The organism is Pseudomonas sp. NPDC089534, from assembly GCF_044749305.1.
GTDB lineage: Bacteria > Pseudomonadota > Gammaproteobacteria > Pseudomonadales > Pseudomonadaceae > Aquipseudomonas > Aquipseudomonas ekonensis.
In genome coordinates this window covers 1-26,571 of the sequence record NZ_JBIVHR010000033.1, presented here as the reverse complement: position 1 = coordinate 26,571, position 26,571 = coordinate 1, and the positions used below count along the sequence as shown (strand labels likewise).

Here is a 26,571-nt window from a genome sequence, read left to right as displayed (position 1 = left end):
TTGTGCATAGGCCGAACGACATGATGATTCCCTCCCCCTGGCGTGCCGATTTCCCGGCCATCGCCGCCCTGCAACGGCAAGGCCAGACCTATCTGGACAACGCCGCCACCACGCAAAAGCCCCAGGCCCTGCTCGACGCGCTGGCGCATTACTACGCCAACGGCGCCGCCAATGTGCACCGCGCGCAGCACCTGCCCGGCGCCCACGCCACGCAGGCGTTCGAAGACACCCGCCTGAAGGTGGCGCAATGGCTCAACGCCGGCGACAGCGGGCAGATCATCTTCACCCACGGCGCCACCAGCGCGCTGAATCTCCTGGCCTATGGCCTGGAACACCTTTTCTCTCCGGGCGACGAGATTGTCGTCAGCGCCCTGGAACATCACGCCAACCTGCTGCCGTGGCAGCAGCTGGCCCGCCGCCGCGACCTGAAGCTGGTGATCCTGCCGCTGGACGCCGACGGCCTGATCGATCTCGCGCAAGCGGTGCACCTGATCGGCCCGCGCACCCGTCTGCTGGCGGTCAGTCAACTGTCCAACGTGCTCGGCGCCTGGCAACCGTTGCCCGCCCTGCTCGCCATGGCCAAGGTGCACGACGCCCTGACCGTGGTCGACGGCGCCCAAGGCGTGGTGCACGGCCGCCACGACGTGCAGGCGCTGGGCTGCGACTTCTATGTGTTTTCCAGCCACAAACTGTACGGCCCCGACGGCCTCGGCGCGCTGTTCGGGCGCAACGCGGCGCTTGAGCGCTTGCGGCCATGGCAGTTCGGCGGCGAAATGGTGCTGGAAGCCCACTATCACGAGTCGCGCTTCCGTCCGGCGCCGTTGGGCTTCGAGGCCGGCACGCCGCCGATCGCCAGCGTGATCGGCCTCGGCGCGACCCTCGACTACCTGGCCGGCCTGGATCAGGACGCCGTGTCCGCCCACGAATCGGCGCTGCACGACTACCTGCTCAAAGGCCTGGCGGCGCGCAACGGCATCCGCCTGCTGGGCCGGCCGCAACTGGCGCTGGCGAGCTTTGTGGTCGACGGCGTGCACAACGCTGACCTGGCGCATCTGCTGACCGAGCAAGGCATCGCCGTGCGCGCCGGTCATCACTGCGCGATGCCGCTGCTCAAAAGCTTCGAACTGGCCGGGGCGATCCGCGTGTCGCTGGCGCTGTACAACGATTCAGAGGATCTGGAACGCTTCTTCGAAGCGCTGGATCAGGCGCTGGAGCTGTTGCGGTGAGCCTGCCGACCGAAGCCGCCGAAGCCCTGCGCACCTTCCAGGGCGCCGCCGGCTGGGAGCAGCGGGCGCGCCTGCTGATGCAGTTCGGCGACCGCCTCGCCCCTCTCGATGACGCCGACAAGTGCGACGCCAACCGGGTGCACGGCTGCGAAAGCCAAATGTGGCTGGTGGGTGAGCTGCGTGACGGGCGCTGGCAATTCGCTGCCGCCAGCGATGCGCGGTTGATCCGCGGGCTGGTGGCGCTGCTGCTGGTGCGGGTGAACGGGCTGACGGCGGCTGAACTGCGGCAGGTGGACCTGCCGGACTGGTTCGATCAGCTGGGGCTGTCGCGGCAGCTGTCGCCGTCGCGCAGCAATGGCCTGAACGCGGTGCTCCAGCGGATGAACGCGCTGGCCGGCTGACCGCCATCGCCGGCAGGCTGGCTCCCACCGGGGTCTCGGTTGGATGCAGAGCCTGCGGTCACCGCAGGACGCTGCGGTGACCGGTCAAGCCTGAGGCTTGGCCCGGTCAGAAGGCCGTCGCACGCCCGCGACGATCTTGTCCACCGCCTTGGTCGCCGCGACCATGCCGAACGTGGCCGTCACCATCATCACCGCCCCGAACCCGCCGGCGCAGTCCAGCTTCACGCCGTCGCCGACAAAGCGCTTCTGCAGGCAAATGCTGCCGTCCGGCTTCGGATAGCGCAGCTGCTCGGTGGAATACACGCACGGCACGCTGTAATGGCGGTTCGGCGTGCGGGAAAAACCGTAGTCGCGGCGCAACGTGGAGCGCACCTTCGAGGCCAGCGGGTCGTTGTAGGTGCGGTTCAGGTCCACGACCTGGATCTGGGTCGGGTCGATCTGCCCGCCCGCGCCGCCGGTGGTGATGATCTGGATCTTGCGGCGCTTGCACCAGGCGATCAGCGCAGCCTTGGCGTTGACGCTGTCGATGCAGTCGATCACGCAGTCGATGTCCGGCGTGATGTAGTCGGCCATGGTGTCGCGGGTGACGAAGTCGGCCACCGGGTGCACCGTGCAGGCCGGGTTGATGCCGCGCAGGCGCTCGGCCATCACGTCGACCTTGGGCTTGCCGACGGTGCTGTCCAGCGCATGCAGCTGACGGTTGGCGTTACTGACGCAGACGTCGTCCAGGTCGAACAGCGAGATCTCGCCCACCCCGCAGCGGGCAATGGCTTCCGCCGCCCAGGAGCCGACGCCGCCGATGCCGACGATCGCCACATGGGCCGCCCGCAGGCGCGCCAAACCTTCAATGCCGTACAAACGGGCGATGCCTGCAAACCGCGGATCTTCTGTGCTCATGACCTTCTACCCCAAAAACCGGCGCGCATTATGGACGACCGCGCGACAACTTTTAAGCTTCAGGCTACAAGTGTAAGAACTTAAGTCAAAGTGGATTGCCCAACGTCGGGCATTTCCCTGTCCGATGTGCGACGGGTGAACTGCCGGTGTAGGATTCGCGCCCTTCGGCGAGGCCTCGCCGAACCTTCGTTCCACAGCCTTTGGAACCCGAAACAGCTATGTCATCGCGTAAATTTGGACTCAACCTGGTGGTGGTTCTGGCAATCGCCGCCCTGTTCACCGGTTTCTGGGCGCTGATCAACCGCCCGGTCTCCGCGCCGAACTGGCCGGAGCAGATCTCCGGCTTCTCCTACTCACCGTTCCAGCAGGGACAATTCCCGCAGAAAGAGCAGTATCCGTCCGACGATGAGATGCGCCGCGACCTGGAGATCATGAGCAAGCTGACGGACAACATCCGCATCTACTCGGTCGACGGCAGCCTGCAGGACATCCCGAAGCTGGCCGAAGAGTTCGGCCTGCGCGTGACGCTCGGGATCTGGATCAGCCCCGACAAGGAACGCAACGAACGGGAAATCGCCCGCGCCATCGAACTGGCCAACACCTCGCGCAGCGTGGTTCGCGTGGTGGTCGGCAACGAGGCGCTGTTTCGCAAGGAAATCACCGCCGAAGAATTGAGCGTGCTGCTCGACCGCGTGCGCGCAGCGGTGAAGGTGCCGGTCACCACGTCCGAGCAGTGGCACGTCTGGGAAGAGCACCCGGAACTGGCCAAGCACGTCGACCTGATCGCCGCGCACATCCTGCCCTACTGGGAATTCATCCCGATGGACAAGGCCGGGCAGTTCGTCTTCGACCGCGCCCGCGACCTGAAAAAGATGTTCCCGAAAAAGCCGCTGCTGCTGTCCGAAGTCGGCTGGCCGAGCAACGGCCGCATGCGCGGCGGCGCCGATGCGTCGCCGGCGGACCAGGCGATCTACCTGCGCACCCTGGTCAACAAGCTCAACCGCCAGGGCTTCAACTACTTCGTGATCGAAGCCTTCGACCAGCCGTGGAAAGCCAGCGACGAAGGGTCGGTCGGCGCCTACTGGGGCGTGTTCAACGCCGCGCGCCAGCAGAAATTCAACTTCGAAGGCCCGGTGGTGGCGATCCCGCAGTGGCGGGTGCTGGCGGTCGGCTCCGGGGTGCTGGCGCTGCTGTCGCTGACCCTGCTGATGATCGACGGCTCGGCCCTGCGCCAGCGCGGCCGCACCTTCCTGACCTTCATCGCGTTCCTGTGCGGTTCGGTGCTGGTGTGGATCGGCTACGACTACAGCCAGCAGTACAGCACCTGGTTCAGCCTGACCGTGGGCTTCTTGCTGGCGCTCGGCGCGCTCGGGGTGTTCATCGTGCTGCTCACCGAGGCCCATGAGCTGGCCGAGGCCGTGTGGGTGCACAAGCGCCGGCGCGAGTTCCTGCCGGTGGTGGGCGACTCGGGCTACCGGCCGAAGGTGTCGATCCACGTGCCCTGCTACAACGAGCCGCCGGAGATGGTCAAACAGACCCTCGACGCCCTGGCCAACCTCGACTATCCGGACTTCGAAGTCCTGATCATCGACAACAACACCAAGGACCCGGCGGTCTGGGAACCGGTGCGCGACTACTGCGAGACCCTCGGCCCCCGCTTCAGGTTCTTCCACGTCTCGCCGCTGGCCGGCTTCAAGGGCGGCGCGCTGAACTACCTGATCCCGCACACGGCCAAGGACGCCGAAGTGATCGCGGTGATCGACTCCGACTACTGCGTGCACCCCAACTGGCTCAAGCACATGGTGCCGCACTTCGCCGACCCGAAGATCGCCGTGGTGCAGTCGCCGCAGGACTACCGCGACCAGAACGAAAGCACGTTCAAGAAGCTCTGCTACGCCGAGTACAAGGGCTTCTTCCACATCGGCATGGTCACCCGCAACGACCGCGACGCGATCATCCAGCACGGCACCATGACCATGACCCGCCGCTCGGTCCTGGAAGAGCTGGGCTGGGCCGACTGGTGCATCTGCGAAGACGCCGAGCTGGGCCTGCGGGTGTTCGAGAAAGGCCTGTCGGCGGCGTACTACCACGACAGCTACGGCAAGGGCCTGATGCCGGACACCTTCATCGACTTCAAGAAGCAGCGTTTCCGCTGGGCCTACGGCGCGATCCAGATCATCAAGCGCCACACCCGCAGCCTGCTGCGCGGCAAGGACACCGAGCTGACCCGCGGCCAGCGCTACCACTTCCTCGCGGGCTGGCTGCCGTGGGTGGCGGACGGCATGAACATCTTCTTCACCGTCGGCGCGCTGCTGTGGTCGGCGGCGATGATCATCGTGCCGCAACGGGTCGACCCGCCGCTGCTGATCTTCGCGATCCCGCCCCTGGCGCTGTTCGCGTTCAAGGTCGGCAAGATCATCTTCCTGTACCGCCGCGCGGTGGGGGTGAACCTCAAGGACGCGTTCTGCGCGGCGCTGGCGGGGCTCGCGCTGTCGCACACCATCGCCAAGGCGGTGCTGTACGGGTTCTTCACCAGCAGCATCCCGTTCTTCCGCACGCCGAAGAACGCCGACAGCCACGGCTTCTGGGTGGCCATTTCCGAGGCCCGGGAAGAGCTGTTCATCATGCTGTTGCTGTGGGGCGCGGCGCTGGGGATTTTCCTCGTGCAGGGCCTGCCGAGCAGCGACATGCGCTTCTGGGTGGCCATGCTGCTGGTGCAGTCGCTGCCTTACGTGGCGGCGCTGATCATGGCGTTCCTGTCGTCGCTGCCAAGGCCCGCTCCGGCGCCTGAACCGGCACCGGCGGTCTAATTGTTCGACGATGCACTAAACGGCGGCCTATGGTCGCCGTTTTGCTTTAAGATGACCGCCATTTTGCAGGGCTTGGCGTGATAGGCGGTCTGACTGACCGAGCTCAATCCCCTGTAGGAGCGAGCCTGCTCGCGAAGGCGTTGTAACAATCACCGTTTATGTTGACTGACGCACCGCTTCCGCGAGCCGGCTCGCTCCCGCATTGGCTCTTGCCCACATTCATGATTCCGGAGTTTCCCATGACGGCCCACGCCGACCTTTCGCCGACCCTCCAGCTGGCCATCGACCTGATCCGCCGTCCGTCCGTGACGCCGGTCGACGCCGATTGCCAGAAACAGATGATGCAGCGCCTGGGCGCCGCCGGCTTCACCCTGGAGCCGATGCGCATCGAGGACGTGGACAACTTCTGGGCCACCCACGGCAAGGACGACGGCCCGGTGCTGTGCTTCGCCGGCCACACCGACGTGGTGCCGACCGGTCCCGTGACCGCCTGGCAGATCGACCCGTTCAACGCGGTGATCGACGAGCACGGCATGCTCTGCGGCCGCGGCGCGGCGGACATGAAAGGCAGCCTGGCGTCGATGACCGTGGCCGCCGAGCGCTTCGTCGCCGACTACCCGGACCACAAGGGCAAGGTCGCATTCCTGATCACCAGCGACGAAGAAGGCCCGGCGCACCACGGCACCAAGGCTGTGGTCGAGCGTCTGGCGGCGCGCAAGGAGCGCCTTGACTGGTGCATCGTCGGCGAACCGTCGAGCACCGCCCTGGTCGGCGACGTGGTCAAGAACGGCCGTCGCGGCTCCCTCGGCGCCAAGCTCACCGTGCGCGGCGTGCAGGGCCACGTGGCCTACCCGCACCTGGCGAAGAACCCGATCCATCTCGCCGCCCCGGCCCTGGCCGAGCTGGCCGCCGAGCACTGGGACCACGGCAACGATTTCTTCCCGCCGACCAGTTTCCAGATCTCCAACGTCAACTCCGGCACCGGCGCGACCAACGTGATCCCGGGCGACCTGGTGGCGCTGTTCAACTTCCGCTTCTCCACCGAATCCACCGTCGAAGGCCTGCAGAAGCGCGTCGCCGACATCCTCGACAAGCACAACCTGGACTGGCACATCGACTGGGCGCTGTCCGGCCTGCCGTTCCTCACCGAGCCGGGCGCGCTGCTCGACGCGGTGTCGTCGAGCATCAAGCAGATCACCGGCCGCGAAACCAAGGCGTCCACCAGCGGCGGCACCTCCGACGGCCGCTTCATCGCCACCATGGGCACCCAGGTGGTCGAGCTCGGCCCGGTCAACGCGACCATCCACCAGGTCAACGAACGCGTGCTGGCGGCCGACCTCGACGTCCTGACCGAAATCTACTACCAGACCCTGATCAAGTTGCTCGCCTGATGCTCGCCTGCCCCATCTGCAACGAACCGCTCAACGCCGTGGACAACGGCGTGGCCTGCCCCGCCGGGCACCGCTTCGACCGCGCACGCCAGGGTTACCTGAACCTGCTGCCGGTGCAGCACAAGAACAGCCGCGACCCCGGCGACAACCAGGCGATGGTCGAGGCCCGCCGCGACTTCCTCAACGCCGGGCACTACGCCCCGGTGGCCAGGCGCCTGGCGGAACTGGCGGCCGGCTACGCGCCGCAGCGCTGGGTCGACATCGGCTGCGGCGAGGGCTACTACACCGCGCAGATCGCCGAGGCCCTGCCGGGCGCCGACGGCTACGCGCTGGACATCTCCAAGGAAGCGGTCAAGCGTGCCTGCAAGCGCAACCCGGCCGTGACCTGGTTGATCGCCAGCATGGCCCGCGTGCCGCTGGCGCCGGGCAGTTGCCAGTTCCTGGCCAGCGTGTTCAGCCCGCTGGACTGGGAGGAGGCCAAGCGCCTGCTCAGCGTCGGCGGCGGCCTGATGAAGGTCGGGCCGACCCGCGGCCACCTGATGGAACTGCGCGAGCGCCTGTACGACGAAGTGCGCGAATACACCGACGACAAGCACCTGGCCCTGGTGCCGCAAGGCATGGCGCTGGCCCACAGCGAAACCCTGGAGTTCAGGCTGACGCTGGACAAGCCCGAAGACCGCGCCAACCTGCTGGCCATGACGCCCCACGGCTGGCGCGCCAGCGCCGAGCGCCGCGCGGCGGTGATCGGCCAGGCCGAGCCCTTCGTGACCACCGTGTCGATGCGCTACGATTATTTCGTTCTTCAATAAACCTTTGGACTCGGGCACCTGCCCGGGGCCGGCTAAATCCGCGAATGGATTTTTCAGACCCGCAGTGAGGACATCCATGCGCCAACCGGACATCGAGATTTACCTGAAAGACGCCGACGTCGACCACAAGCAGATCGCCGAATGGCTGGGCGCTGCGCTGGGCCCGTGCAGCGAATGGACGCAGAAAGGCCAGACCTTCAAATGCCTGGCCGGCAGCATCCCCGTGACCTGGCTGCCCAAGGCCGTGGGCAAATGGAACAGCCTGTACCTGGAGAGCGACCAGACCCCGTGGGACGACGACATCGCCTGCGCCCGCGCCGCCTTCGCCGCGCTGAACGTCGAAGTGCGCTGCGCACCGGGCAGTTGGGTCGAGGAAGAAGGCGAGGAAACGGCAGACCGCTGGATCCGCATCAGCGCCGACGGCGAGGAAGAGATCACTTGGCGCACGACTTGATTTCAAAGCCCGCACATCCACTCAAGCAAAATGCGCGGGCTCTTCGACCCTGATCAATTCCAGCTGCCGACCGCCTGATCGGACTTGATGAACTCGAACCGGGCGGATTCGGCGTTGGTTCTGGGCAGGGTCAGTTTGATGACGGGTACAGCCTTGCCTGAATACCTGAAAAAGTCCTGCTGGTTGAACCGCGCATCCGCTAGGCCATTGCTTGAGTAGAAGAACGCCTTGATCGGAATGGTCGTATGGATGTTCTGTGGCCAGGTTGCCAGACGAATCTCATTCCAGGAGTTGAAGTATTCATTTCCCAGCAAGCTCATCGCCTGCATACCTTGCCTGAAAGCATCGGCTGCGAAAGTCCCCCGACTGCTCCGGATGTTGAATCCACACTGACGCTGGTACTTCCATCCCGTCGGCCCTTGGTTGTAGTGCGCCAGCCAACCGGCAGCCGTTGATATGCCTTGCAGTTCGCAGGAGCGACTGACCGTAGGATAGTTTTTGGATTCTCCACATCCCTCACTTCCCCTGATATCGCTGCCACCATCAATCGGGAATACACAAAGCACTGGAATTTCAACCAAACCTTGCGGGCGAAGCTGCGGGGAAAAAAACACGATTCCGCTTGCGTTTGGATAGTTTGTAGGAAATGCCTTAAATGGTACGTCCTTACGGAAGTAGAAAGCTGAGACCCCGCCGTTGCTTTGAGAGGCAGGACTGGGATTCCAGGCACGATACCCTGTGCCATTGATCGTCGCCCTCAATATGACACCCGAACACAAAACAGCCGGCAGCGAAGCGCTGCCACAATTTTGTCGGGTATCGGCGTACTGCGCATTCAGATCGCCGGCGACTCGCTGCCCCTCTCCGACAGGCACTGCGCCGCCCACACGAACCGTCAGCGGTGCAGATGTAATCAGATTGCCTGTCCCCCCCAATTTGTAGGTATAGGTGAGCGTAACGGTGCGGTTGCGGTTCTCGTCTATCCATGCCTTGGGCATCTTGAAGGTCAGGGTGCCCACGCTCGAGACGGTCTGGACCGGCGCATCGCGCAAGGCCACTCCGGTCAGGCGGATGCCGACCGTGTCCCGCAGCGCCATGGTCGGGTAACGAACCTGCACGTTGGCTTCGGCCCCTAGGGTATCGGCATTCAGCTCACCGTTCGGCGCCTCGACCACCCTGAACACACTTTGCCCCTGAGCGCCCACGACACGGATGCTCAAGGGAGAGGGCGTGATCAGACTCCCGGCGCCACCCACCTTGTAGGTGAAGGTCAGCGTGACGGTGCGGTTGCGGTTCTCGGTCACCCACGCCTTGGGCACCTTGAAGGTCAGGGTGCCCACGCTCGAGACGGTCTGGACCGGCGCATCGCGCAAGGCCACTCCGGTCAGGCGGATGCCGACCGTGTCCCGCAGCGCCATGGTCGGGTAGCTGACCTGCACGTTGGCTTCGGCCCCGAGGGTATCGGCGTTCAGCTCGCCGTTTGGCGCTTCAACCACCCTGAAAACCGACGGCAGCGCAGCGGAAACGCCTTGAACGCTCTCCGGTTCGGGCAATGACAGGGCAATCATCGTGGGGGGAAGCGGTTCGGCCGATGTGTCGGCCAAGCCAATCGTTGCGCCGAAGACGGCGCCGATCAAGATCAATGCAGCAACGATGCGATTCCACATGATGGCCTTCCCCGCCCGCACCGCTCGAGCTGAGCAGATGTTCCGCGAGGTTAGGTTGGGTGCGCATCGACCGTCTACTGTCACATCTGACAGGTGAACATCCATCCAGCGCTAGCTGTGCCAGGCGCTGCCAGTCGCAAAAGCAAGAAATCGGATCGTCATGCAACCTGAAGAAAATCCAATGCGCAGCGAGCCTGCTCGCGATTGCGCAGTGCCGGTCGACATCAATGCCGACCGAAACGCCGCAATCGCGAGCAGGCTCGCTACCGCAATGTTTTCGGGCTCTGAAGCGTGGCGTTACAGGCCTACCACATCCTCAGCCTGCAAGCCCTTCTGACCCTGCACCACCGCATACTCCACCTGCTGCCCTTCGGTCAGCGAACGGTGCCCCTCGCCGCGGATCGCGCGGTAGTGCACGAACACGTCCACCCCGTCTTCGCGCTGGATGAAGCCGTAACCCTTGGCGTCGTTGAACCACTTCACGTTGCCGGTTTCGCGTGTTGCCATCTGTTCATACTCCTTTTTTATTATTGAACGGGCTTTTCGCAGGAAAGCCTTTGAGGAACGTCAGCCTGCGTCCGACGTCCATACGAGGGCCCCGGCGACAGACCGCCGAGTATATGTCAGGTGCCGATACTCTCAACAAGAGTTTACTTAGCCGCTTTTTTGCCGATTTTCAGCGAATCCGGCACACTGTCGCCCTTCCCGAGCAAACGCTCGGTTTTATTCAATGACGAAGAATCCGTATGACCCGTTCCCCGTTCCGCCGTCTTGTGTTTGGCACCTTGCGCCGACTGCTGTACCTCTGGGTCCGCTCGGAGACGATCAACCAGTCGTCGTTCACCCTCAACCTCGACCGCAGCCGTCCGGTGTTCTACGTCCTGCAAAACCCGTCGCTCACCGATCTGGCCGTGGTCGACACCGAGTGCACCAAGGCCGGCCTGCCGCGCCCGGTGCTGCCGGTGTCGGTCGGGTCGCTGATCGAACCGGCGGCGTTCTTCTACCTGACGCCGGATCCGGACTGGCTCGGCCGCCACGACAAGCGCGGCGCGCCGCCGACCCTGACCCGGCTGGTCAGCGCCCTGAGCCAGAACGCCGCCGAAGACGCGCAGATCATTCCGGTGAGCGTGTTCTGGGGCCAGTCGCCGGACAGCGAGTCGAGCCCGTGGAAACTGCTGTTCGCCGACAGCTGGGCGGTCACCGGCCGCCTGCGCCGCCTGCTGAGCATCATGATCCTGGGGCGCAAGACCCGCGTGCAGTTCTCCGCGCCGATCCACCTGCGCGAGCTGATCGAACACAACAAGGGCCACGAGCGCACCGTGCGCATGGCCCAGCGGATCCTGCGGGTGCATTTTCGCAACCTCAAGGCCGCGGTGATCGGCCCGGACATCTCCCACCGGCGCAACCTGGTCAAGGGCCTGATCAACCAGCCGCTGGTGCGCCAGGCGATCCTCGACGAGGCCGAGCGGGAAAACATCTCGGCGGAAAAGGCCAAGGCCCAGGCCCTGCGCTACGGCAACGAGATCGCCTCGGACTACACCTACACCGCCATCCGCTTCCTGGAAGTGGTGCTGAGCTGGTTCTGGAACAAGATCTACGACGGGATCAAGGTCAACCACATCGAAGGCGTGCAGAAGATCGCGCCGGGCCATGAAGTGATCTACGTGCCGTGCCACCGCAGCCACATCGATTACCTGCTGCTCTCCTACCTGCTGTTTCGCAACGGCCTGACCCCGCCGCACATCGCCGCCGGGATCAACCTGAACATGCCGGTGATCGGCGGCCTGCTGCGCCGCGGCGGCGCGTTCTTCATGCGCCGCACGTTCAAGGGCAACCCGCTGTACACCTCGGTGTTCAACGAATACCTGCACACCCTGTTCACCAAGGGCTTCCCGGTGGAGTACTTCGTCGAGGGCGGCCGCTCGCGCACCGGGCGCATGCTGCAGCCCAAGACCGGCATGCTGGCGATCACGATGCGCAGCTTCCTGCGCTCCTCGCGCACGCCGATCGTGTTCGTGCCGGTGTACATCGGCTACGAGCGCGTGCTGGAAGGCCGGACCTACCTCGGCGAACTGCGCGGGGCGAGCAAGAAGAAAGAGTCGATCTTCGACATCTTCAAGGTCATCGGCGCGCTCAAGCAGCGTTTCGGCCAGGTGGCGGTGAACTTCGGCGAACCGATCAAGCTGGCGGAATTCCTCGACCACGAGCAGCCCGGCTGGCGTCAGCAGGACCTCGGCCCGCAGTTCAAGCCGGCGTGGCTCAACGAAACCACCAACCGCCTGGGCGAGAAGGTCGCGCAGCACCTGAACGAAGCGGCGGCGATCAACCCGGTGAACCTGGTGGCGCTGGCGCTGCTGTCCACCGGCCGGCTGGCCCTGGACGACCGGGCCATGGCTCGGGTGCTGGACCTGTACCTGGCGCTGCTGCGCAAAGTGCCGTACTCGCCGCACACCACGCTGCCGCAAGGCGACGGCCAGGCGCTGATCCAGCATGTGAAGGACATGGACCTGCTGTCCGAGCAGAACGACGCGCTGGGCAAGATCCTCTACCTGGACGAGCAGAACGCCGTCCTGATGACCTACTACCGCAACAACGTGCTGCACATCTTCGCCCTGCCGGCGCTGCTGGCGAGCTTCTTCCAGAGCAGTTCGCGCATGAGCCGCGAACAGATCCTGCGCTACACCCGTGCGCTGTATCCGTACCTGCAGGCGGAGCTGTTCATCCGCTGGACACTGGACGAGCTGGACGGCGTGATCGACCAGTGGCTGGACGCCTTCGTCGAACAGGGCCTGCTGCGCTTCGAGAAGGACGTTTACCTGCGTCCGGCTCCGAGCTCGCGGCATTTCGTGCTGCTGACCCTGCTGTCCCGCAACATCGCCCAGACCCTGCAGCGCTTCTACATGACCGTCTCGCTGCTGCTCAACAGCGGCCAGAACAGCCTCAGCGCCGAAGAGCTGGAAGACCTGTGCACGGTCATGGCCCAGCGCCTGTCGATCCTGCACGGCCTCAATGCCCCGGAGTTCTTCGACAAGAGCCTGTTCCGCCACTTCATCCAGACGATGCTCGACCTGGATGTGCTGCGCCGCGACGAGGCCGGCAAGTTGAGCTACCACGAACTGCTCGGCGAACTGGCCGAAGGCGCGGCCAAGCGCGTGCTGCCGGCGGAGATCCGCCTGTCGATCCGTCAGGTGGCGCTGCACCGCAGCGAAGACGCCGCCGAAACGGCCGCCCCAGCGCAGCCGACCGCCGAGGACTGAAACTTGCGGACAACTAACCGGAAGGTGCCAGCATTTGCCGGTTAGTTGATTCGTGAACTAATGGGTTCTTTTGATCGATACGGATATCGAAATGAACCTGTTGAGCGAAGTTGCCTCCATCAAACTGACATTCAGCCTTCCCCAGGCATTCAAGGCCCCTGCCGACGGGGAAAACGAAACCGTCGTCGAGGTTCATGCGGATTACGGCGATGCGCCGATGAAAATCAAAGAGTGGAGAACCCCTGCCATCGCCGATGGCCAATGGGACTTTGCCTTTGAACACCGCGTTACTGCCGTCGGCGTCAAATACCGGATCAATGTCCAGTTCTTCCATGACCAGCAGCCCTTGTTGCTGGAACAGGATCACCTTGTCATCGTCAATCGGGCCCCGCATCGCCAAACCGTGCACCTGAGCCCGGTGGGTTACTTGCATGTCGAAGTCCAGGAACCCGAGACCGTTGCGCCGGAGGAAGCCGTGACCATCAGCCTGCATGAACCCGACAGCCCGGACGTCGAACTGCTCCGAATCACCCAGGATGAACAGAGCGCCCGTTCGTTTTACCTTCGCTACGATCCGCGGCAACTGGTTCCCGGCAGGCAATATGCGTTGAGCGGCATCGAAAACCGATATCACCAACGCATAGCGGTCTATCCCGGGCTCGCGGAACTGGTTCCGGCCGCACGCCCGGAACGATCGGTCTCATGGCCGTCGCTCCGCCGCTGGCTCATGGCGCCATTACGTTTGTTCACTGACGTCGCCGCCAAATTCCGCTAGATTTTCCGGGGCGTCGGGATTCTTCCGGCGCCCTTGTCCCAGAGGTTTCCATGAAAAGACTGTCCCTGCTCGCCGCCGCCACGCTGTTGAGCGCCTGCCAATCCACCACTCCGGCCGGCAAGGCCAGCCTCGACGGCGAAGTGTTCTACCTGCAGCGCATCGCCCTGCCGCCGAGCGCGACGCTGAGCGTGAGCCTGCAGGACGTGTCCCTGGCCGATGCCCCGGCCGTGGTGCTCGACGAACAGACCGGCCCGGTCAAAGGCCAGGTGCCGCTGCCGTTCCGTTTGAGCTACGATCCGGCCCAGGTCAAACCCGGCCACCGCTATTCGGTCAGCGCGCGCATCGAGGTCAACGGTGAACTGATGTTCATCACCACCGAAAACCACGCCGTGCAACTCGACGGCAACGATCCGCAGCCGTTCAAGGTCCGCGTCGACGCCGTCCGCTAATTCACTTTCAGGAACAAGGAAGCCGCCATGCTCCGCCCTACCCTTCGCTTCGCCAGCCTGTGCGCAGGCCTGATGATCTCCGCCGGCGCGTCTGCGCTGTCCTTGAGCGACCTGTCGCAGTCCGACGCCACCGGCGGCCTCAAGGACGCCCTGACCCAGGGTGCGCAACTGGCCGTCAAACAGCTGGGCACGCCGGGCGGTTTCAGCGACAACCCGGACGTGAGGATCGAGCTGCCGGGCAAGCTCGGCAAGGTCGCCAGCAAAATGAAAGCGTTCGGCATGGGTGACCAGGTCGATCAGCTGGAGACCAGCATGAACAAGGCAGCCGAAGCCGCTGTGGTGCAGGCCCAGCCGATCCTCGTCGACGCCGTGAAGAAAATGACCGTCGAAGACGCCAAGGGCATCCTCAGCGGCGGCAACGATTCGGCCACCCAGTACCTGAACAAGACCAGCCGCGAACAGATCCGCGCCAAGTTCCTGCCGATCGTCAAGCAGGCCACCGACAAGGTCGGCGTGGCGCAGAAGTACAACGCGTTCGCCGGGCAGGCCGCGACCTTCGGCGTGGTGGACGCCAAGAGCGCCAACATCGAGAGCTACGTGACCGAACAGGCGCTGAACGGCCTGTTCGAGATGATCGGCAAGCAGGAAGAAACCATCCGCAAGAACCCGGCCGCTGCGGCGACCGGCCTGGCGAAGAAGGTGTTCGGCACCCTCTAGGCCGGCAAGGCAAGGGAGCGAGAGGCATCGCTCCCTTTCTTCGCTTCAAGGGTTGGCGCCGCACGCAGGAAGAACACCCACTCGCGCCCCATTTTCCGCTTCTCGAAGACCTGCAACCCCACCAGCCCGTTCAGGGCCGAAACCGCCGCCCGATAGGAGCACCCCAGATGCTCCTGCACATTGCCCGCCGTGAACTCCTTGGCCACCTCGCTCTTGGCCGCCCGATACAGCGCCCGTTGCCTGTCCGAGAGCCGCTCGAAAAAACCTGACGACACCAAACCGCGCTCGAAGTCTTCGGTGTGCGCCAGGCTCCTGCGATAGGCGTCGGCAAAGGCATTCACCGCCCGCAGGATCACCGAACACTGGAACTCGATGAAGTAAGTCAAATCCAGCTCGTCAGCTTCCGTATGCAGGTACGAGCGCCCGTACTGCACCGGCGCATTGCGCAACAGGAGACTGATCGCGACGTAGCGAAACGCGGAGAAATCGTTTCTGAACATGAACCAGTAGAACAATGCCCGGGCGACCCGCCCGTTCCCGTCGCGAAACGGGTGCTCGTAACCCAGGGCAAAATGCAGCGTGATCGCCTTGATCAAGGGGTGCGGATCATCATGCCTTTGATTGACCCACCGAGAGATTGCCTCGAGGCGTGCCACCAGCCCGACGGCGGGCGGCGGCCGATGCACCGTGTTGCCTTCGCCGTCCTGGACCACCACCTCGTCATCGCGCCTGAAACGGCCCGGCTGATACTGCGCATCATCGATCCCTTCCACCCCGATCCGATGGAGCGCGGCGATCAGCCCGACACTCAACGGCTCGTGACGCTTTTCCCAGGCGAAACCCATCATCCTGTAGTTGCCCATGACCATGCGCTCGTCGGGGGTGCGCGGTTGGCGTCGCTGCCTGAGCATGTCCTTGGCGACCCGCGTCGTGGTCGCCGCCCCCTCCAACTGGCTGCTGGCGATGGCCTCGTCCTCGATCAGGTCGTTGAGCAGACTGCTGAAATGCGCGCGCTCGCCGATCCGGCTCGCCCTGTATTCGAGGGAGGCCGAAGTGGTCTGCCGATCCACCACGCAGAGGGTCTTTTGCGCCAGCGGCGTCAGCAGGTACTTGCCCCACTGCGCCGGCTCGCCCAAAGGCAGCAGGTTGATGTGCTGGGCAGCCCTGGCCTTCTTGACCAATGCCCAGCAGAGCCTGGCATCCAGCCCCGCAGCCCAGCGACGGCGCAAGGCGTCGAAGGGAAGGTAACGGTTCCGGTCGTCGAGGGGCTTGAGCAGCGCGAGATAATCCATCAACCGATGCTTGTGGGGCGGGCGCACCAACAGCTCGAAGACCGGATCGGCCCTGCCCTTCAATGGAGGCGGATTTTTCATGGAGGCTGACTCGAACGCTCGTCAAAACGGAGCGTCGAGTACAGCATCCAGGTGCCAACGGCTCAATATCAGACCGGTCTGATATTGGCGTAGGAGATCAGACAGGCTCCTTCCTGACCCGGAACCACGCCGCATACAGCGCCGGCAGGAACAGCAGCGTCAGCGCCGTCGCCACGATCAGACCGCCCATGATCGCCACCGCCATCGGGCCGAAGAACACGCTGCGCGACAGTGGGATCATCGCCAGCACCGCCGCCAGGGCGGTCAGCACGATCGGCCGGAACCGGCGCACGGTGGCCTCGATGATCGCCTGCCACGGCTTGAGCCCCGCGGCGATGTCCTGTTCGATCTGATCCACCAGGATCACCGAGTTGCGCATGATCATCCCCGACAGCGCGATGGTGCCGAGCATCGCCACGAAGCCGAACGGCTGGCGGAACACCAGCAGGAACAGGGTCACGCCGATCAGGCCCAGCGGCGCCGTCAGGAACACCATCGCCGTGCGCGAGAAGCTGCGCAGTTGCACCATCAGCAGGGTCAGCACCACGACGATGAACATCGGCACGCCGGCGTTGACCGACTTCTGCCCGCGCTCGGAGTCTTCCACGGTGCCGCCGACGTCCAGCAGGTAGCCGTCCGGCAGTTCGGCGCGGATCGGGTCGAGGGTCGGCATGATCTGCTGCACCAGGGTGGCCGGCTGTTCCTTGCCGTAGATGTCGGCGCGCACGGTCACGTTCGGCAGGCGGTTGCGGTGCCAGATGATGCCTTCCTCGAAGCCGTACTCCAGCGTGGCGATCTGCGACAGCGCCACGCTGCGGCCGTTGTCGGTGGGCACCGCCAGGCTCGGCAGCAGCGACAGCTCGGTGCGCTCATGCACGGTGCCGCGCAGCAGGATCTCGATCAGTTCGTTGTCTTCGCGGTACTGGCTGACGCTGGAGCCGGTCAGCGAACTCTGCAGGAACTTCGCCAGGTTGGCGGTGCTCACGCCCAAGGCCCGGGCGCGGTCCTGGTCGATGTTCAGGTACACGACCTTGCTCGGCTCTTCCCAGTCCAGGTGCACGTTGACCACGTGCGGGTTCTCGCGCACCTTGGCCGCTACCTTGCGGGCCAGCGCGCGGACTTCCTCGATGTGCTCGCCGGTGACGCGGAACTGCACCGGGTAGCCGACCGGCGGGCCGTTCTCCAGCCGCGTGACCCGCGAGCGCAGGGTCGGGAACTGTTCGTTGAGCGTGTCGATCAGCCAGGTGCGCAGGGCTTCGCGCTCCTCGATGGTCTTGGCCAGCACCACGAACTGGGCGAAGCTGGCGGCCGGCAATTGCTGGTCCAGCGGCAGGTAGAAGCGCGGCGAGCCGGTGCCGACGTACGCCACGTAGTTGTCGATGCCGGCGCGGTCCTTGAGCAGCGCCTCCAGGCGTTTGACCTCGGCGGCGGTGTTGGCCAGGGAGGCGCCTTCGGCCAGCTTCAGGTCGACCATCAGCTCCAGCCGCCCGGAAGCCGGGAAGAACTGCTGGGGCACGAAGCGGAACAGCATCACCGAGGCGACGAACAGGCCGATGGTCAGCACGATCACGGTCTTGCGCCGGCGCACGCACCACTCCACCAGACGACGCACCCGCTGGTAGAACGGCGTGCCGTAAGGGTCCGGCTGGTCCGGGCCGTGCTTGGCCGCGTGGATCTTGGCCAGGTCCGGCAGCAGCTTCTCGCCCAGGTACGGCACGAACACCACCGCCGCCACCCACGAGGCCAGCAGCGCGATGGTCACCACCTGAAAGATCGAACGGGTGTATTCGCCGGTGCCGGACTGCGCCGTGGCGATCGGCAGGAACCCGGCCGCTGTGATCAGCGTGCCGGTGAGCATCGGGAACGCGGTGCTGGTCCAGGCGAAACTGGCGGCCTTGATCCGGTCGAAGCCCTGCTCCATTTTGATCGCCATCATCTCCACGGCGATGATCGCGTCGTCCACCAGCAGCCCCAGGGCCAGCACCAGCGCACCGAGGGAGATCTTGTGCAGGCCGATCCCCAGGTAGTACATGCAGGCGAACGTCATCGCCAGCACCAGCGGAATGGTCAGCGCCACCACCATGCCGGTGCGCACGCCGAGGGAGAAGAAGCTCACCAGCAGCACGATGGCCAATGCCTCGACCAGCACCTGGACGAACTCGCCGACGCCGGTCTTCACCGCCGCCGGCTGGTCGGAGACCTTGCGCAGCTGCATGCCGGCCGGGAGGTTCTTCTGGATGCGGGCGAACTCCTGCTCCAGCGCCTTGCCCAGCACCAGAATGTCGCCGCCGTCCTTCATCGCCACCGCGAGGCCGATGGCGTCCTCACCCATGAAGCGCATGCGCGGCGCGGGCGGATCGTTGAAGCCGCGGCGCACGTCGGCGACATCGGCGATGCGGAAGGTGCGGTCGCCGACCCGGATCGGGAAACTGCGGATTTCGTCGACCGTCTGGAAATTCCCCGAGACCCGCAGTTGCAGGCGCTCGCTGCCGGTCTCGAAGAACCCGGCGGTGGACACCGCGTTCTGCTCCTCCAGCGCCTGCTGCACAGCCGCCAGCGGCAGGCCGAGGGTGGCCAGCTTGACGTTGGACAGCTCGACCCAGATCTTCTCGTCCTGCAGGCCGAGCAGGTCCACCTTGCCCACGTCCTTGACCCGCTGCAGCTGGATCTGCACGCGGTCGGCGTAGTCCTTGAGCACCGCGTAGTCGAAGCCGTCGCCGGTCAGGGCGTAGATGTTGCCGAAGGTGGTGCCGAACTCATCGTTGAAGAACGGGCCCTGAATGCCCGGCGGCAAGGTCTGGCGGATGTCGCTGACCTTCTTGCGCACCTGATACCAGAGATCCGGGATCTCCGCCGAGTGCATGGAGTCCCGGGCAATGAACGTCACCTGGGATTCGCCCGGGCGGGAGAACGACACGATGCGTTCGTATTCGCCGGTCTCCATCAGTTTCTTTTCGATGCGCTCGGTGACCTGGCGCGAGACTTCCTGGGCCGTGGCGCCGGGCCAGCGGGTCTGGATCACCATGGCCTTGAAGGTGAACGGCGGGTCTTCGCTCTGGCCAAGCTTGGTGTAGGACAACGCGCCGACAATCGCCAGCAAAAGCATCAGGAACAGTACGATCTGGCGATTGCGCAGCGCCCAGGCGGAAAGATTGAAACCCATCGGGGATTACTCCTTGCCCGCCAGATTGACCACCCGGTTGGAACGGTCCACGGGGCGCACCTGCTGCCCCTCCAGAAGCACATGCACACCGGCGGCGACCACCCAGTCGCTGGCGTTCAGGCCTTCGAGCACCGGCACGCTCTTCTCGCCGAAGGCGCCGATGCGCACCGGGGTCTTCTTCAGGGTGTTGTTGGCGCTGACGACCCAGACGTAGGTCGTGCCGTTCTCGGCGGTCAACGCCGACAGCGGCACCGACAGCGGCACCGACTCGGCGGTCTGCACATACACCCGGGCGCTCTGGCCGAGTTCGGCCGGCACCTTGCCGGAGGCGAAGGCGATGCGCGCGGCAAAGGTGCGGGATTTCGGGTCGGCGGCCGGCGACAGCTCGCGGATGCGCCCTGCGAAGCGTTGATCCGGCTGCGTCCAAAGCTCAACGGAGACCGGCTGGCCGACCTTGAAGCGGCCGAAGCTCTGTTCCGGCAGGCTGATCGACACTTCGCGCTCGCCGTCGGTGGCGAGGGTGAACACGGTCTGCCCGGCGGCGACCACCTGGCCCACCTCCAGCGAACGCCGGGACACCACGCCGTCCTGCGGTGCGCGCAGCACCGCGTAGCTGGCCTGGTTGGTCGAGACGTTGAATTCGGCCTTGATCTGCTTGAGGCGGGCTTCGCCGGAGCGGTAGAGGTTTTCCGCGTTGTCGTACTGGGAGCGGCTGACCATCTGCCGGTCCATCAGGGTCTTGTAGCGGTCGCGCTCGGCCCGCACCAGGTTCAGGTTGGCTTCGGCGGCGGCGACCTGGGCGCGGGTGGCCTCCAGTTGCAGGCGCACGTCCTGCGGATCGAGTTCGGCCAGGGGTTGGTCGGCCTTGACCCGCTGGCCCTCTTCGACCAGTCGTCGGCTGACCTTGCCGCCGATGCGGAAGGCCAGGTCAGGCTCGTAACGGGCCCGCACCTCCCCCGGATAACTCTCCATCGCCTGCGCCGAAGGCTCTGGCTGAACCACCATGGCCGGCCGGACGGTGACGGGCGTCGCCTCCTCGTGACCGCATGCCGACAATAAAAAAGCCAGACTGACTGGCATTGCAATGGACAGCGCATAGCGGAACATGGTGACGGACCTTTCGCTAAGGGGGCCTGGAATAATTATACTGGCGGGTATGTTATTAATAGCAAACTCACCAGTCCAGTATTAAAAGCGAAGAATGCCAAACAATCCCCCAGCCCCAAACGGCCCGGGTCGCCCCAAGGATCCGGCCAAGCGCCAGGCGATCCTCGAAGCGGCGAAAACCCTGTTCCTGAGCCACGGCTACGCCAACACCAGCATGGACGCGGTGGCCGCCGAGGCGGGCGTTTCAAAACTGACCGTCTACAGCCATTTCAACGACAAGGAAACGTTGTTCTCCGCCGCCGTGGCGGCCAAATGCGAAGCGCAGCTGCCGTCGATGGTCTTCGAACTGCCGGACGGCGTCGCCGTGGAAAATGTGTTGCTGAACATTGCCCGCGGCTTCCACCAACTGATCAACAGCGAAGAATCGGTGAACCTGCACCGGCTCATCATGGCGCTGGGCAGTCAGGATCCGAAGCTGTCGCTGATCTTCTTCGAAGCCGGGCCCCAACGCATGGTGCAGGGCATGGAGCGGCTGCTGACCCGGGTCAACGAGACCGGCGAGCTGAGCATCGACCTGCCGCGCAACGCCGCCGAGCATTTCTTCTGCCTGATCAAGGGCGCGGGCAATTTCCGCCTGCTGTACGGCTGCGGCGAGCCGCTGACCGAAGAGGCGGCCGAGAGCCATGTGCAGGAAGTGGTGGGGTTGTTCATGCGGGCCTACCGGCCCTGATGGCTTTGCCGCGCCGATCGGCTCCCGCACCGGACGTCTGATGTTCAGAAATCCCTTGTGGGAGCCGGCAATGGCGGCACCTGGGGCTCAGGCCTTGAGCGCTTTCTTCGGATAGATGTCGTAGCGGCTGGACTTGCCGTCCAGCGCATGGCTCGGCTTCGGCCCTTCGATGCACGGTGCCTTGCGCGGGCGCTTGACCACCACCCGATGGCTCGCCAGGGCCAGGGCCGCCTCCAGCAGCGCCGGCGCGTCCGGGTCATCGCCCACCAACGGCCGGAACAGGCGCATCTCCTTCTTCACCAGCGCGGTCTTCTCGCGATGGGGAAACATCGGGTCGAGGTAGATCACCTGCGGCGGCTCACCCTCCCAGTTGCGCATCACCTCGATGGAGTTGCCCTTGAGCAGCGTCATCCGCGCCACGATCGGCGCCACATCGAAATCCTCCGCCGCCCTGGCCAGGCCGTCTTCGAGCAACGCGCCGATCAACGGCTGACGCTCGATCAGGCTCATCTCGCAGCCCAGGCTCGCCAGCACGAACGCATCCTTGCCCAGCCCCGCCGTGGCGTCCAGCACCCGCGGGCGCACGCCCTGGGCGATGCCGACGGCCTTGGCGATCATCTGGCCGTTGCCGCCGCCGTACAGACGACGGTGGGCCGCTCCGCCCTCGACGAAATCCACCCGCACCGGCCCCGGCGCGTCCGGCCCCAACTGCTGCAGTTGCAGGCCCTGCCCGCCGACCTGCAAGGCGAACTCGCCGTCGTCCGCCTGCAACGGCAGGCTCAGGCGCTCGGCCCACTGCCGGGCCTGCGGCTCGAAGGCAGGGTCGAGGGCCTCGACATGGATGCGGCAGGCCGCTGGATGCTCAATCATGAAAAACACGCTCAAAAAGTTAAGGATCGGCAAAATCGGCCGATAACCCAATCAACGCGCATTCTGCCAGAGCCGAGCGTCGACCGAAAAAAATGTCAGGCATCCATCCCACATCGATTGGCTACATCTCGCCCCATGGCGATTTCAGCCGTCAGAACACTCAGGCACTGAGCGGCGTCAGTCACCTGTGGCAGGATTTCTTTGCCCAGGCGCTGGCCGAACAGTCGAGTGATGTGGTGCCGGCCTGCGGCACGTTCCCGCCGGTCGACCTGGACAGCCCGGACGAGCCGACCGTCGGCAGCGACCTGCACGCGCACATCGTCAGCCAGCGCGAGTGCGATGTGGTCGACACCGAGATCCGCCCGCCGGAACCGCTGTTCCTGCCGATCGCCGAATTCGAGACGGAGCTGCTCGACAAGCCGTTCCCGCCGTTCCCGCCGGAAGAGATCAACGCCCAGCAGAAGCAGCAGGACTTCGAGAGCGGCTGGGTTCGCCCGATCGTGCTCACCCACGGCCAACCGGTTCCCGAGCCGGGCGCCGCACCGCAGAAGCGTCCGCTGTACCTGCCGATCGCCGAGTTCGACCTCGACCTGATGCAAAAGCCCTTCCCGCCGTTCCCCCCGGAAGAGATCGTCGAGCAGCAGCGTGCGCTGGACTTCGACAACGGCTGGGTGCGCCCGATCGTTCAGCAGAACCTGCGCATCGCCGCCTGAACCTCAGCGCCCCGGCGCGCCCTCACCCCTTGAACGACCGATTGACCTGGGCATACGCCATCGAACGCGACGTGAACGTGAACGTGCCCGACTGCCTGATCTCTTCGGCCGCCCGGAAGAACTCGCCGAGCGCCGCCAACGCCAGCGCCGACCCGGTGCTCACCCGGCGCACGCCCATCTCCTCCAGCTCCTGCAACGTCAGCTTCAGTGCGCCGGACATCAGCACATTCACCGGTTTCGGCGCCACGGCGCGCACCACCGCCAGCACCTCTTCGGCATTGCGCAGGCCCGGTGCGTAGAGCACGTCGGCCCCCGCTTCGGCGAACGCCTGCAAGCGGCGAATGGTGTCGTCGAGGTCGGGCCGGCCGTGCAGGTAGTTTTCCGCACGGGCGGTCAGGGTGAAGGGAAACGGCAGCGAGCGCACCGCCGCCACCGCCGCCTCGATCCGCGCCACCGCATGCTCGAAGCAGTAGATCGGGCCGTCTTCGCGGCCGGTGGCGTCCTCGATGGAGCCGCCCACCGCACCCGCCCTGGCCGCGTGGATCAGGCTCTGCGCCGATTCGGCAGGTCCGTCGGCGAAACCGTTCTCCAGATCCACCGACACCGGCAGATCCGTCGCCGCGGCAATCGCCCGGACGTTGGCCAAGGTCTCCTCAAGGCTCAGGCCGCCATCGGGCTTGCCCTGGGAAAACGCATACCCGGCGCTGGTGGTCGCCAGCGCCGGGTAGCCCAAGCCGGCCAGCAGCTTCGCGGAGCCGGCGTCCCACGGATTGGGCATGACAAAGAGCCCGCTGCGTTCGTGCAGGGCTTTGAAGGCTTCGGCTTTGCGGATTTGCGCGTCCATCGGCAGGCTCCCGGGCAGAGAAGGAAATCCGCCTCAGAGCAGTCCCAATTGCTCCGCGGCGGGCTCTCTGTATAGCTCAGGCAGGGGCGGCAAGCCAGGCAGGCGCTGCATCAGTTGGGTGTGAAAGCGCTGCGCCAGCTTCGCCGCCAGCAGGTTGTCCGCCGTGTGCAGGAAGATGTACGGCGTGCGCCCCTCTTCGATCCATTCGGCGATTTTCGCCACCCACGGCACCAGGAACGGGTCATTGGCCTCAAGCTGCGGATGGCCGATGAAGCGCACCTGCGGATGCTGGGTGAACGCCGCCGGACGCGTGGGCACGCGGGGCTTCTTCGATTGGGCGTGGATCACCGACGACTCGGTGGACAGGCAACTGAACAACGCACGCGGGTCGAGGCAGATGCGCTCGACGCCACGGTCGAGCAGCAGGCGGTTGAGCAACCGTTCGCTCTCGCCCTTGGCGAAGAACTGATCATGGCGCACTTCCACCGCCAGGGGCCGGTCCAAGGCGTCGATGAACGCCGCCAGTTCCGGCAGCCGCTGCGGGGTGAAGCTTTTCGACAGCTGCAGCCACATCGGCGAAACACGGTCACCGAGGGGACTGAGCAATTGGATGAAGGTTTCGGCGGCGGTGAGCTGGTCGCGCAGGTCGCCGCCGTGGCTGATGTCGCCGGGGAACTTGGCGGTGAACCGAAAGCGCTCCGGCATCACCTCGGCCCAGCGCTGCACCGTGGCCGGCGACGGGCTGGCGTAGAAGGTCGTGTTGCCTTCCACTGCGTTGAACACCTGGGCATAGAGGCCGAGGAAGTCAGCCGTTTTCGCGTCCGCCGGGTACAGGTAATCGCGCCAGGCGCTCTCGCTCCAGGACGGACAACCCAGGTAATAGGGCAGCGCCATCAGATGTACAGGTCGAGGCCCAGCACGTCCGCTTCCCAGTCGACAAACCCGGCGGTGCTCAGGTAGCTGGCCAAGGCCATGGCCACGCTCTTCTTCATCGCACGGTGGTAGATCATGTCTTGCTGACGGGCGGGCAGATTGCTCAGGCGTTGCGCGGAGGCCTTGGCGGCGCGGGCGGCCAATTGCTCTTCGGAAGGGATTTCCAGCTCGCCGTCGATATCGTCGACGGACTCATCCAGCGCCGCGTTGCCTTTGCGGGGCTTGCGCTTGATGGGGTAGGAATGAGAGGAAACGCCGTCTATACGCATAAAGTCATGCTCGGTATCGATGATGGCAATTTAGCGGCACCTGACCGACTTAGCAAACCGCCGAGTGATAACTAGAACACATAAAAGACAAAAGGTTTAAAGCGCGGGGTTGGAAACTGACGATTGGCGCCTGATGCAGCCGCTGTGGCGAGGGAGCTTGTCGAATCCTCTGTGGCGAGGGAGCTTGCTCCCGCTGGGCTGCGAAGCGGCCCCGATACGTCAGTTGATACACCGCCGAAGCCAAGCAGGACGATTCGACAAGCGCCCTCGCCACAAGGAAATTTCAGCGGGCCTTTGGGGTGGCGACCTTGTCGCGCAGGTAGACCGGCTGGGCGTCGTCCGGGGCGATGGCCTCACCGCGTTCCCAGGCGAACCGGGCCAGGGTCAGCAGGTCTTCGGCGTGGGGCAGCATGCCGGCGTCGGCGCCGCTCAGGCTGACCGCGATGCGTTCGCCGTAGCCCCAACCGGTGCCCGCACCGAACCATTCACCCGCGGCATCGGACGGCAGCGCTGCGGCTTCCGGCGGCAGGACCGCTTCGGCGCCCACCAGACGCATCTCCCCTGCCGTCTCGCGGTAGCAGCCCCAGTACACCTCGTCCATGCGCGCATCGATGGCCGCCGCGACCTGGCTTGCGCCGTGTTCGCGGTAGGCCCGCTGCGCCAGCACCGCCAGGTTGGAGACCGGCAGCACCGGACGCTCCAGGGCGAACGCCAGCCCCTGCACCACGCCGATGGCGATCCGCACGCCGGTGAAGGCGCCGGGGCCGCGGCCGAAGGCGATGGCGTCCACCGCTTGCAGGGTGGCGCCGGCATCGGCCAGCAGCCGCTGGATCATCGGCAGCAGTTTCTGCGCATGCAGGCGCGGGATCACCTCGTAATGGCTCGTGACCTTGCCGTCATGCAGCAAGGCGACGGAGCAGGCTTCAGTCGCGGTGTCCAGGGCCAGCAGGGTGCTCATCGGTGTGTCCGTCAATCAGGGGATGAAAAAAGTGCGCCAGTATAAACAACTACGGCCCGCAAGCGGGCCGTGGATGATGCAGCTGAGCCGGTTTTTCAGCTCAGGGCCGCCAGCACCTTGGCGGTGATGGCCTCGACCGAACCGACGCCAGGGATGTGGCTGTACTTCGGCTTGCCCTGGGCGGCGGACAGCTTCTGGTAGAAGTCCACCAGCGGCTTGGTCTGGGAGTGGTAGACCGACAGGCGATGGCGCACGGTCTCCTCGGTGTCGTCCTTGCGCTGCACCAGGTCTTCGCCGGTGACGTCGTCCTTGCCTTCGGCCTTCGGCGGGTTGTAGACGATGTGGTACACGCGGCCGCTGGCCTCGTGGACGCGGCGGCCGGCGATGCGCTGCACGATCTCTTCGTCCTCGACGGCGATCTCGACCACGGCGTCCAGCTCGACGCCGGCGGTGACCAGGGCTTCGGCCTGAGGAATGGTGCGCGGGAAGCCGTCGAACAGGAAGCCGTTGGCGCAGTCAGGCTGAGCGATGCGGTCCTTGACCAGCGCGATGATCAGGTCATCCGACACCAGGCCGCCGGCATCCATGATGCCCTTGGCCTTGAGGCCCAGCTCGGTGCCGGCCTTGACCGCCGCACGCAGCATGTCGCCGGTGGAGATTTGCGGAATGCCGAATTTCTCGGTGATGACCTTAGCCTGAGTACCTGTACCGGCCCCGGGAGCTCCCAGCCGAAGGCCGCGCCTCGATGTGCTCCTCGC

The 26,571-nt window shown here is 65.1% G+C and carries 24 protein-coding genes; 12 read left to right on the top strand and 12 right to left on the bottom strand.

Annotated features, from left to right (window positions below):
• Window positions 1–20 precede the first annotated feature (20 nt).
• Both ACIP0B_RS12820 and ACIP0B_RS12815 read left to right on the top strand, forming a co-directional pair.
• Window positions 21–1,226 (top strand): aminotransferase class V-fold PLP-dependent enzyme, encoded by a 1,206-nt coding sequence (locus tag ACIP0B_RS12820; RefSeq protein ID WP_400832311.1) that lies wholly within the window; start codon window positions 21–23, stop codon window positions 1,224–1,226.
• Entirely contained in the window at window positions 1,223–1,627 is a 405-nt protein-coding gene (locus tag ACIP0B_RS12815; protein ID WP_400832310.1) for a SufE family protein, read from the top strand. The genes ACIP0B_RS12820 and ACIP0B_RS12815 overlap by 4 nt, the downstream gene beginning before the upstream one ends.
• Before the next feature lie 84 nt (window positions 1,628–1,711).
• On the opposite strand, the gene tcdA is transcribed toward ACIP0B_RS12815, so the two are convergent.
• Window positions 1,712–2,524, bottom strand: coding sequence for a tRNA cyclic N6-threonylcarbamoyladenosine(37) synthase TcdA (gene tcdA, locus ACIP0B_RS12810; RefSeq protein WP_400832309.1), 813 nt, complete (start codon window positions 2,522–2,524; stop codon window positions 1,712–1,714).
• A gap of 218 nt (window positions 2,525–2,742) precedes the next feature.
• Here tcdA and ACIP0B_RS12805 point away from each other — a divergent pair, with 218 nt between their 5' ends.
• The 4 genes from ACIP0B_RS12805 to ACIP0B_RS12790 all read left to right on the top strand — a co-directional run bounded on the left by ACIP0B_RS12805 (window position 2,743) and on the right by ACIP0B_RS12790 (window position 7,988).
• Entirely contained in the window at window positions 2,743–5,334 is a 2,592-nt protein-coding gene (locus ACIP0B_RS12805; protein WP_400832308.1) for a glycosyltransferase, read from the top strand.
• A gap of 239 nt (window positions 5,335–5,573) precedes the next feature.
• A complete protein-coding gene (gene dapE / locus ACIP0B_RS12800) occupies window positions 5,574–6,725 on the top strand; it encodes a succinyl-diaminopimelate desuccinylase (protein WP_400832306.1) in 1,152 nt (383 codons plus the stop codon).
• A complete protein-coding gene (locus ACIP0B_RS12795; RefSeq protein WP_400832305.1) occupies window positions 6,725–7,534 on the top strand; it encodes a putative RNA methyltransferase in 810 nt (269 codons plus the stop codon). Before dapE ends, ACIP0B_RS12795 begins: the two co-directional genes overlap by 1 nt.
• A 76-nt stretch (window positions 7,535–7,610) precedes the next feature.
• Window positions 7,611–7,988 carry a hypothetical protein gene (locus ACIP0B_RS12790; RefSeq protein ID WP_400832304.1) on the top strand — a complete coding sequence of 126 codons (378 nt, stop codon included), beginning with the start codon at window positions 7,611–7,613 and terminating at the stop codon, window positions 7,986–7,988.
• A gap of 53 nt (window positions 7,989–8,041) precedes the next feature.
• Here ACIP0B_RS12790 and ACIP0B_RS12785 read toward each other — a convergent pair whose 3' ends face one another.
• On the bottom strand, window positions 8,042–9,655 hold the full coding sequence (locus ACIP0B_RS12785; protein WP_400832303.1) for a hypothetical protein: 1,614 nt from the start codon (window positions 9,653–9,655) through the stop codon (window positions 8,042–8,044).
• A 297-nt stretch (window positions 9,656–9,952) separates the two neighbouring features.
• Entirely contained in the window at window positions 9,953–10,162 is a 210-nt protein-coding gene (locus ACIP0B_RS12780; protein ID WP_008019570.1) for a cold shock domain-containing protein, read from the bottom strand.
• Window positions 10,163–10,401: 239 nt separating this feature from the next.
• On the opposite strand from ACIP0B_RS12780, the gene plsB reads away from it, so the two are divergent.
• From plsB to ACIP0B_RS12760, 4 genes are all read left to right on the top strand, one after another.
• Complete coding sequence (plsB, locus tag ACIP0B_RS12775) at window positions 10,402–12,912, top strand: glycerol-3-phosphate 1-O-acyltransferase PlsB (RefSeq protein WP_400832301.1); 2,511 nt, start codon at window positions 10,402–10,404, stop codon at window positions 12,910–12,912.
• Window positions 12,913–13,003: 91 nt separating this feature from the next.
• On the top strand, window positions 13,004–13,687 hold the full coding sequence (locus ACIP0B_RS12770; protein ID WP_400832300.1) for a hypothetical protein: 684 nt from the start codon (window positions 13,004–13,006) through the stop codon (window positions 13,685–13,687).
• Between the two features lie 50 nt (window positions 13,688–13,737).
• Window positions 13,738–14,136 carry a YbaY family lipoprotein gene (locus ACIP0B_RS12765; protein ID WP_400832298.1) on the top strand — a complete coding sequence of 133 codons (399 nt, stop codon included), beginning with the start codon at window positions 13,738–13,740 and terminating at the stop codon, window positions 14,134–14,136.
• 27 nt (window positions 14,137–14,163) lie between these two features.
• Window positions 14,164–14,853 (top strand): DUF4197 domain-containing protein, encoded by a 690-nt coding sequence (locus tag ACIP0B_RS12760; RefSeq protein WP_400832296.1) that lies wholly within the window; start codon window positions 14,164–14,166, stop codon window positions 14,851–14,853.
• On the opposite strand, the gene ACIP0B_RS12755 is transcribed toward ACIP0B_RS12760, so the two are convergent.
• From ACIP0B_RS12755 to ACIP0B_RS12745, 3 genes are all read right to left on the bottom strand, one after another.
• Window positions 14,850–16,226: a Fic family protein gene (locus ACIP0B_RS12755; protein ID WP_400832295.1), complete on the bottom strand. Its 1,377-nt coding sequence runs from the start codon at window positions 16,224–16,226 to the stop codon at window positions 14,850–14,852. The genes ACIP0B_RS12760 and ACIP0B_RS12755 overlap by 4 nt on opposite strands.
• A gap of 97 nt (window positions 16,227–16,323) precedes the next feature.
• The gene (locus ACIP0B_RS12750) at window positions 16,324–19,389 is read right to left on the bottom strand and encodes an efflux RND transporter permease subunit (protein WP_400832294.1); all 3,066 of its coding nucleotides are present in this window, start codon (window positions 19,387–19,389) and stop codon (window positions 16,324–16,326) included.
• 6 nt (window positions 19,390–19,395) lie between these two features.
• The gene (locus ACIP0B_RS12745; RefSeq protein WP_400832292.1) at window positions 19,396–20,496 is read right to left on the bottom strand and encodes an efflux RND transporter periplasmic adaptor subunit; all 1,101 of its coding nucleotides are present in this window, start codon (window positions 20,494–20,496) and stop codon (window positions 19,396–19,398) included.
• Window positions 20,497–20,590: 94 nt separating this feature from the next.
• Between ACIP0B_RS12745 and ACIP0B_RS12740 the strand changes: the two genes are divergently transcribed.
• Window positions 20,591–21,226 carry a TetR/AcrR family transcriptional regulator gene (locus tag ACIP0B_RS12740; protein WP_400832291.1) on the top strand — a complete coding sequence of 212 codons (636 nt, stop codon included), beginning with the start codon at window positions 20,591–20,593 and terminating at the stop codon, window positions 21,224–21,226.
• Between the two features lie 87 nt (window positions 21,227–21,313).
• On the opposite strand, the gene ACIP0B_RS12735 is transcribed toward ACIP0B_RS12740, so the two are convergent.
• Window positions 21,314–22,096 carry a class I SAM-dependent methyltransferase gene (locus tag ACIP0B_RS12735; RefSeq protein WP_400832289.1) on the bottom strand — a complete coding sequence of 261 codons (783 nt, stop codon included), beginning with the start codon at window positions 22,094–22,096 and terminating at the stop codon, window positions 21,314–21,316.
• A 92-nt stretch (window positions 22,097–22,188) separates the two neighbouring features.
• Between ACIP0B_RS12735 and ACIP0B_RS12730 the strand changes: the two genes are divergently transcribed.
• Window positions 22,189–22,809 carry an energy transducer TonB gene (locus ACIP0B_RS12730; RefSeq protein ID WP_400832288.1) on the top strand — a complete coding sequence of 207 codons (621 nt, stop codon included), beginning with the start codon at window positions 22,189–22,191 and terminating at the stop codon, window positions 22,807–22,809.
• Between the two features lie 22 nt (window positions 22,810–22,831).
• On the opposite strand, the gene ACIP0B_RS12725 is transcribed toward ACIP0B_RS12730, so the two are convergent.
• The 5 genes from ACIP0B_RS12725 to adk all read right to left on the bottom strand — a co-directional run bounded on the left by ACIP0B_RS12725 (window position 22,832) and on the right by adk (window position 26,541).
• Complete coding sequence (locus ACIP0B_RS12725) at window positions 22,832–23,653, bottom strand: oxaloacetate decarboxylase (RefSeq protein ID WP_400832287.1); 822 nt, start codon at window positions 23,651–23,653, stop codon at window positions 22,832–22,834.
• Window positions 23,654–23,686: 33 nt separating this feature from the next.
• Window positions 23,687–24,547, bottom strand: a complete 861-nt coding sequence (locus tag ACIP0B_RS12720; RefSeq protein ID WP_400832286.1) for a DUF72 domain-containing protein — start codon at window positions 24,545–24,547, stop codon at window positions 23,687–23,689.
• Window positions 24,547–24,855 (bottom strand): hypothetical protein, encoded by a 309-nt coding sequence (locus tag ACIP0B_RS12715; protein ID WP_085581326.1) that lies wholly within the window; start codon window positions 24,853–24,855, stop codon window positions 24,547–24,549. Before ACIP0B_RS12715 ends, ACIP0B_RS12720 begins: the two co-directional genes overlap by 1 nt.
• A gap of 283 nt (window positions 24,856–25,138) precedes the next feature.
• Window positions 25,139–25,813, bottom strand: coding sequence for a tRNA (adenosine(37)-N6)-threonylcarbamoyltransferase complex dimerization subunit type 1 TsaB (gene tsaB / locus ACIP0B_RS12710; protein ID WP_400832285.1), 675 nt, complete (start codon window positions 25,811–25,813; stop codon window positions 25,139–25,141).
• A gap of 95 nt (window positions 25,814–25,908) precedes the next feature.
• Window positions 25,909–26,541, bottom strand: a complete 633-nt coding sequence (gene adk, locus ACIP0B_RS12705; RefSeq protein WP_400832354.1) for an adenylate kinase — start codon at window positions 26,539–26,541, stop codon at window positions 25,909–25,911.
• Window positions 26,542–26,571 lie beyond the last annotated feature (30 nt).

What these genes read in the sequence shown, in the direction of transcription:
- ACIP0B_RS12715 (WP_085581326.1), bottom strand. Translation starts at nt 24,855, where the DNA reads ATGCGTATAGACGGCGTTTCCTCTCATTCCTACCCCATCAAGCGCAAG.
- ACIP0B_RS12795 (WP_400832305.1), top strand. Translation starts at nt 6,725, where the DNA reads ATGCTCGCCTGCCCCATCTGCAACGAACCGCTCAACGCCGTGGACAAC.
- ACIP0B_RS12755 (WP_400832295.1), bottom strand. Translation starts at nt 16,226, where the DNA reads ATGAAAAATCCGCCTCCATTGAAGGGCAGGGCCGATCCGGTCTTCGAG.
- ACIP0B_RS12730 (WP_400832288.1), top strand. Translation starts at nt 22,189, where the DNA reads ATGTCAGGCATCCATCCCACATCGATTGGCTACATCTCGCCCCATGGC.
- ACIP0B_RS12740 (WP_400832291.1), top strand. Translation starts at nt 20,591, where the DNA reads ATGCCAAACAATCCCCCAGCCCCAAACGGCCCGGGTCGCCCCAAGGAT.
- ACIP0B_RS12735 (WP_400832289.1), bottom strand. Translation starts at nt 22,096, where the DNA reads ATGATTGAGCATCCAGCGGCCTGCCGCATCCATGTCGAGGCCCTCGAC.
- tsaB (WP_400832285.1), bottom strand. Translation starts at nt 25,813, where the DNA reads ATGAGCACCCTGCTGGCCCTGGACACCGCGACTGAAGCCTGCTCCGTC.
- tcdA (WP_400832309.1), bottom strand. Translation starts at nt 2,524, where the DNA reads ATGAGCACAGAAGATCCGCGGTTTGCAGGCATCGCCCGTTTGTACGGC.
- ACIP0B_RS12790 (WP_400832304.1), top strand. Translation starts at nt 7,611, where the DNA reads ATGCGCCAACCGGACATCGAGATTTACCTGAAAGACGCCGACGTCGAC.
- ACIP0B_RS12765 (WP_400832298.1), top strand. Translation starts at nt 13,738, where the DNA reads ATGAAAAGACTGTCCCTGCTCGCCGCCGCCACGCTGTTGAGCGCCTGC.
- ACIP0B_RS12785 (WP_400832303.1), bottom strand. Translation starts at nt 9,655, where the DNA reads ATGTGGAATCGCATCGTTGCTGCATTGATCTTGATCGGCGCCGTCTTC.
- ACIP0B_RS12720 (WP_400832286.1), bottom strand. Translation starts at nt 24,547, where the DNA reads ATGGCGCTGCCCTATTACCTGGGTTGTCCGTCCTGGAGCGAGAGCGCC.
- plsB (WP_400832301.1), top strand. Translation starts at nt 10,402, where the DNA reads ATGACCCGTTCCCCGTTCCGCCGTCTTGTGTTTGGCACCTTGCGCCGA.
- ACIP0B_RS12805 (WP_400832308.1), top strand. Translation starts at nt 2,743, where the DNA reads ATGTCATCGCGTAAATTTGGACTCAACCTGGTGGTGGTTCTGGCAATC.
- ACIP0B_RS12745 (WP_400832292.1), bottom strand. Translation starts at nt 20,496, where the DNA reads ATGTTCCGCTATGCGCTGTCCATTGCAATGCCAGTCAGTCTGGCTTTT.
- dapE (WP_400832306.1), top strand. Translation starts at nt 5,574, where the DNA reads ATGACGGCCCACGCCGACCTTTCGCCGACCCTCCAGCTGGCCATCGAC.
- ACIP0B_RS12750 (WP_400832294.1), bottom strand. Translation starts at nt 19,389, where the DNA reads ATGGGTTTCAATCTTTCCGCCTGGGCGCTGCGCAATCGCCAGATCGTA.
- ACIP0B_RS12780 (WP_008019570.1), bottom strand. Translation starts at nt 10,162, where the DNA reads ATGGCAACACGCGAAACCGGCAACGTGAAGTGGTTCAACGACGCCAAG.
- ACIP0B_RS12820 (WP_400832311.1), top strand. Translation starts at nt 21, where the DNA reads ATGATGATTCCCTCCCCCTGGCGTGCCGATTTCCCGGCCATCGCCGCC.
- ACIP0B_RS12725 (WP_400832287.1), bottom strand. Translation starts at nt 23,653, where the DNA reads ATGGACGCGCAAATCCGCAAAGCCGAAGCCTTCAAAGCCCTGCACGAA.
- ACIP0B_RS12760 (WP_400832296.1), top strand. Translation starts at nt 14,164, where the DNA reads ATGCTCCGCCCTACCCTTCGCTTCGCCAGCCTGTGCGCAGGCCTGATG.
- ACIP0B_RS12770 (WP_400832300.1), top strand. Translation starts at nt 13,004, where the DNA reads ATGAACCTGTTGAGCGAAGTTGCCTCCATCAAACTGACATTCAGCCTT.